At 53.1% G+C, this 5,112-nt stretch carries 2 protein-coding genes and 1 pseudogene; 2 read left to right on the top strand and 1 reads right to left on the bottom strand.

Annotated features, from left to right (window positions below; genetic code table 11):
- The first annotated feature begins 147 nt into the window (after nucleotides 1–147).
- Nucleotides 148–1,281: an efflux RND transporter periplasmic adaptor subunit gene (locus tag KBY58_RS12880; protein WP_255004716.1), complete on the top strand. Its 1,134-nt coding sequence runs from the start codon at nucleotides 148–150 to the stop codon at nucleotides 1,279–1,281.
- An 8-nt stretch (nucleotides 1,282–1,289) separates the two neighbouring features.
- Nucleotides 1,290–4,559 carry an efflux RND transporter permease subunit gene (locus KBY58_RS12875; RefSeq protein WP_255004715.1) on the top strand — a complete coding sequence of 1,090 codons (3,270 nt, stop codon included), beginning with the start codon at nucleotides 1,290–1,292 and terminating at the stop codon, nucleotides 4,557–4,559.
- A 20-nt stretch (nucleotides 4,560–4,579) separates the two neighbouring features.
- Here the strand turns inward: KBY58_RS12875 and KBY58_RS12870 are convergent.
- Nucleotides 4,580–5,112: pseudogene (locus tag KBY58_RS12870) on the bottom strand (alpha-D-glucose phosphate-specific phosphoglucomutase); the annotation flags it as partial.

Below are 5,112 nucleotides of genomic sequence, written 5' to 3'. Positions count from 1 at the left end.
GGCACTTCCTATCCGGTGATCCGGGGCCTGCAACCAGGTCAACGGGTGGTCAGCGCCGGCCTATTGAATTTGCGGCATGGCTCCGCTGTCAAAGTCGGCCGGGTCCGTTAGCTTTCGCCAAGCTGTTTTTCTTTTGTGCCCAGCCCCGTGACACCCAAATTGCAGTTGCTGTTGCTGCCTTTTTTGGGTTCCCTGGCCTTGGCTGGCTGCTCGTCTGCGCCCCCACCTAGGCCGCCGCTGGTGGTGCAGGTACAAACCATTGGGGATGCCAGCTTCAGCCCGAGTATTGAGGTGATTAGCCAGCTGGCTTCCACCACCGATGTGGCTTTGAGACCCGAAGTTGATGGTCGAGTGGTGAAGATACTGGCGAAGCAGGGTCAAATAGTTAAGGCTGGTCAGCCGATAATTGTTTTAGATAATGTTCAACAAAAAGCGGAGCTTAATTCCAGTGTTGCTGCAGCCCGCAAAGACAGAGTTAATGCTGAACGCTATATCTTTCTGAACGAGCAGGGCGCAGTTTCTACCCGCGATCGGGATTACTACGTTACCCAGTCGATTCAAAGTAGCGACCAGGTGCTTGCCAGCGCAGCCACCTTGGGCTACAAGTACGTCACGGCCCCGATTAACGGCATTATTGGCGATCTTGATACCGTCAAGCTCGGCGACTATGTGCGCCAGGGCCAGGCAATTACGGGGATTGTTGATAACTCTTCTCTATGGACCTTGATGGACGTGCCGGCCACCCAGGCCTCTCGGGTTGAATTGGGCCAGCCGGTTGAGCTGGTTACGCAGGGAAATCCTCTCTTTAAGGGATTCGGTAAGGTGGTTTTCATATCTCCCTATTTTGGCGTTAGCGGTAGTACTTCTTCTCCAAACACGGTTTTGGTAAAAGCTGCTTTCCCTAACCTCTCCGGCAAGCTTAAAACTGGGCAATACGTACGTAATAGCATAATTACCGGGGTCAGTACCCAGCTCTCGGTGCCGGTGCAGGCTGTGATGATGCAGGCCCAGCAACCTTTTGTTTATCAAATTTTTAATCTTAGTCAGGTACTTCCCAAGATTCGAACCTCTAGCCAGATACCTTTGGCAAGTAAGGAAAAATTGGAAAAGCTTCCTCCTAAAACCCCGATCGTGGTGCAAATGCCTGTTCGCTTGGGAACCCTGGAAAAGAACCGCTATCCCTTGATTTCCGGGCTCAAGGCTGGTGATCGAGTGGTGGTTAGTAATACTGCCCTGCTGCGCTCCGGGATGCCTGTATCCATAGCCAATGGAAGTAACTGAGCTAGGAGATGTCACTCTCCGATAATTTCATCAAGAGACCGGTTCTAACTACGGTCTGCAGCATCTTGATCATTTTGGTGGGCTTGATCGCCATTCCCACCTTGCCGATCGAAAACCTGCCAAATATTGCTCCACCCCAAATCCAGGTGGCTGCAAACTATGGAGGTGCCAACTCCCTGGTTACGGAACAGGCAGTCACCAATGTGCTGGAGCAGCAAATAAATGGAGTGCCTGGGGCCGCATATATCTCCTCCCTTACAACAAACACGGGCCAAAGCACGGTCAATGTATTTTTTGACGAGGGAACAGATATCAATATTGACCAGGTCAATGTTCAAAATCGGGTCTCCTTGGCTAACCCCCAGCTCCCCGACCAGGTAAAAGCCACAGGTGTATCTGTTATTCAAACCACCCCTTCGATTCTGTTGGCGTATCAGGTCTCATCAACAAAGGGCCAGTACGACGCGCCATACATCAATGGTTTGATTTATGAGCAGCTTTTCTATCAATTGGAGCGCATACCTGGAGTCGCCCAGGCCACTCTTTTTGGTGGCAGTAACCCGGCTTTCTGGCTATTTGTCGATCCATCCAAGTTGACCGCGAACCAGCTCACCGCAGACCAGGTGGTGAGTGCCGTTAAAAGTCAGAACTCCGTAGCTGTGGGCGGTCTGGTTGGCGGGCCACCGGCTGGAGGTGATCAGTTGTTCACCTATCCAATTCTGGTGGAAGATAACGGCAACTTGGTGTCGGTTGAGCAACTCAACAAGCTGATTGTTGGAAAATCACCCAACGGGAATTTGCTTCACCTGGCCGATGTAGGCGAGGCCACCTATGGATTCAACACCTTCGCAACCCAGGGGGTAGACATAAATGGCAAACCTGCTGTCACGATTGGCATCTATCAAACCCCTGAAAGCAACGCCCTGCAGGTGTCAGAGGCGGTAGTTGAACTGATGGATGAATTCCAATCCCAGTTGCCCCCGGGAATTATCCTCACTGAGATTTACAACGTTGGCCAATTCATTGAGTCGGCCGTGGAGGGTGTTGTTGATGCTCTCGGCTTGGCGATTGTGTTGGTTCTAGTGATTCTGTTTCTGTTTCTGCAGAACTGGCGTGCCACTATTGTGCCAAGCCTGGCAATCCCGATTTCTTTGATCGGTACCTTTGCCTTTATCAAGATCTTCGGCTTCTCGATCAATCAGTTGACTCTGCTGGGCTTGGTGCTTGCCACCGGTCTCGTGGTCGACGATGCAATTGTGGTGATTGAAGCGGTCTCCAAAAATTTAGAACGGGGTATGAAACCCCGTCAGGCGGCCATGGCCTGTATGGGTGAATTGACCGGGGCCCTAGTCGCCACTTCCTTGGTATTGATGGCAGTGTTTGTGCCCGTAGCTTTTTATCCGGGTGGTATAGGAATTATCTATCGCCAGTTTGCCCTAACCATTGCTTTTTCGATTGCCATTTCCACCTTTAACGCCCTGACTTTCTCGCCGATGATGTCGGCCCTGATCCTTCGCTCTGAAGCCCCACCTAAGCCAAAGGGCTGGGGCTGGACCCTGGGGGGACTCTTGGTTGGTCTTGCCTTTGGTCGTTTTAGTGCTGCCTCTTTCGGCCCATTGGCCTATGTCTTTGGGCTGGTGGTGTTTGGCTTTGCAGGAAGCAGGCTGGCTGTGATTTTTGATGGCTTTAATTTGTGGTTCGGCCGGCTTGAAAAGACCTATGCGTCCCTGCTTATCCAACTAATTGCAAAACGTAAGCTGATTCTGGCTGGTTTGGCCGGGGGCATTGTGCTTACGGCGCTTGCCTTCTCAGCCCAGCCCACAGCATTTATTCCTGAAGAAGACCAGGGATACGGCTTAGGTATATACCAACTGCAAAACGGAGCCTCCCTCTCCCAGACCCAAAATATGGGTAAGGAGATTGCCAAGGTGCTTAAAACGGAACCGGATCTCACCTCAGCGGGAATTATTAGTGGTTCTGGATTTAATGGCTCTAGCCCCGACCAGGGTCTCTTCTTCTTTGGTCTACGGCCCCTCGCAGAACGCTCAGGAGCAGATCACAAGGCTCCGGCGATTGTGGCTCGCCTAAATTCCAAGCTGGAGAAGCTAGGTTCTGGTCTGGCTGTCGCTTCCCAGCCGCCGGCGATTCCAGGCTTCTCTGCCCAAGGAGGTTTCTATTTCCAATTTAACGACCTTAGTAATGGTGGCTATAGCTTTTCCCAGCTAGATGATCTGGCTAAAAAGCTGATTGTCCAGGGCACTGCCAGTGACCAATTCTCCACCCTCTATACCCAATTCATTCCCAGCGCCCCAGCCTTTGGCGTCAAAATTGATCGTTCCATTCTAGGAGGCCTTAACGTTGATTTCCAGCAGGCTATGCAAACAATTGCTGTGCTGGCAGGTGGAAATTACTCCGGCCTTACCTATGAGAGTGGCCAGGTCCGCAATATCTATGTCCAATCGGAGGCTCCCGGCCGCAGCAACCTCGAGGATGTGCTCAGTTACTACGTAAGAAGCAAGGATGACAAGCTGGTTCAGGTGTCGGAATTTGCGACTGCAGAACTATCTAGTGCCCCCCCTGTTATTAGCCATTACAACCTCTACCGCACCATTTTGGTGCAGGGTGCGGAGGCCGTAGGTAAGAGTTCTGGCCAGGCCCTTACAGCGATCCAGCAAATTTTTAAATCTCTTGATTTCAATAATGTTGGCTATGCCTTTACAGGTATTGCTGCCCTCCAGCTGTCTGCGGGCAATGCCAGCGTGCTGGTTTTCGGCCTGGGTATTTTGGTGGTTTATTTGGTGCTTTCAGCCCAGTACGAGAGTTATGTTACGCCAGTGGTTATCTTGATGACAGTTCCCTTGGCCATGCTTGGGGCCCTGGCTTTCCTTGCGTTGCGCTCGATCGATCTGAACATCTACGCCCAGGTTGGTCTGGTCACCTTGATTGGTTTGGCTGCTAAAAACGGCATCCTGATTGTGGAGGTGGCCGAGGAGCACGTAGGCGCAGGCATGGGCTATGTCGAGGCGGCAATCGCAGCGGCCGAATCGCGGATGCGACCAATCCTGATGACCGCCATCGCATCTCTGGCGGGCTTCCTGCCCTTAGTGGTGGCGACCACCGCAGGTGCAAATAGTCAGCAGTCCCTTGGCAGTGTGATTTTTGGCGGCCTACTGGTGGCTACCGTTCTCTCGCTGGGGGTAGTTCCGCCCTTCTATGTGGCCGTTAAGCAGCTAGAAAGCCGCTGGTTCCCGGAGGAAACCCCTGCGGCCCAAGAATGATCAAGGTGTGTTTATCAGAGTTAGGTGATCACTGTCGGGTGCTCCATGCCCGTGCGGGTTTTAATTTCAGCCAGTTGATCGATGGCAGTAATTACATCGCCCAGGGCCAACTGGGGATCTTGGTGGAGGTTGCCAGTGGCGGGCACATAGCTCTCCAGGTAGACCCTTAGGGTGGCGCCCTGGGTGCCCGTGCCTGAGAGGCGCAGCACCACCCGGCTGCCGTCATTGAGCAGGAGCCTCAGGCCTTGGCCAGTGCTGACTGCACCATCCACAGGATCGGTGTAGCTGAAGTCATCGGCGGTGCTGATGCTGCGGCCTGCAAAGTTTTGGCCCAGTAGGGCAGGTTGCATGGCCTTAATGCGGTCGTAGAGGCCGTGGGCGGCATCGCTGGCGATGGCTTCGTAGTCGTGGCGGGAGTAGTAGTGGCGGCCAAAACTTCCCCAGTGGTTTGCCATTACATCGGCAACGGAGCACTGCTTTTGGGCCAGGATCTGCAGCCAGAAAAGTACTGCCCAAAGGCCGTCTTTTTCGCGGATGTGGTCGCTGCCGGTGC

It is taken from the genome of Cyanobium sp. HWJ4-Hawea, from assembly GCF_024345815.1.
Classification (GTDB): domain Bacteria; phylum Cyanobacteriota; class Cyanobacteriia; order PCC-6307; family Cyanobiaceae; genus Cyanobium_A.
Note: the sequence above shows the minus strand (reverse complement) of the source record. Positions and strands in the feature narration are given on the sequence as shown.

Excerpts from the sequence above, each read along its gene's own strand:
- KBY58_RS12875 (WP_255004715.1), top strand. The coding sequence starts at position 1,290 with ATGTCACTCTCCGATAATTTCATCAAGAGACCGGTTCTAACTACGGTC.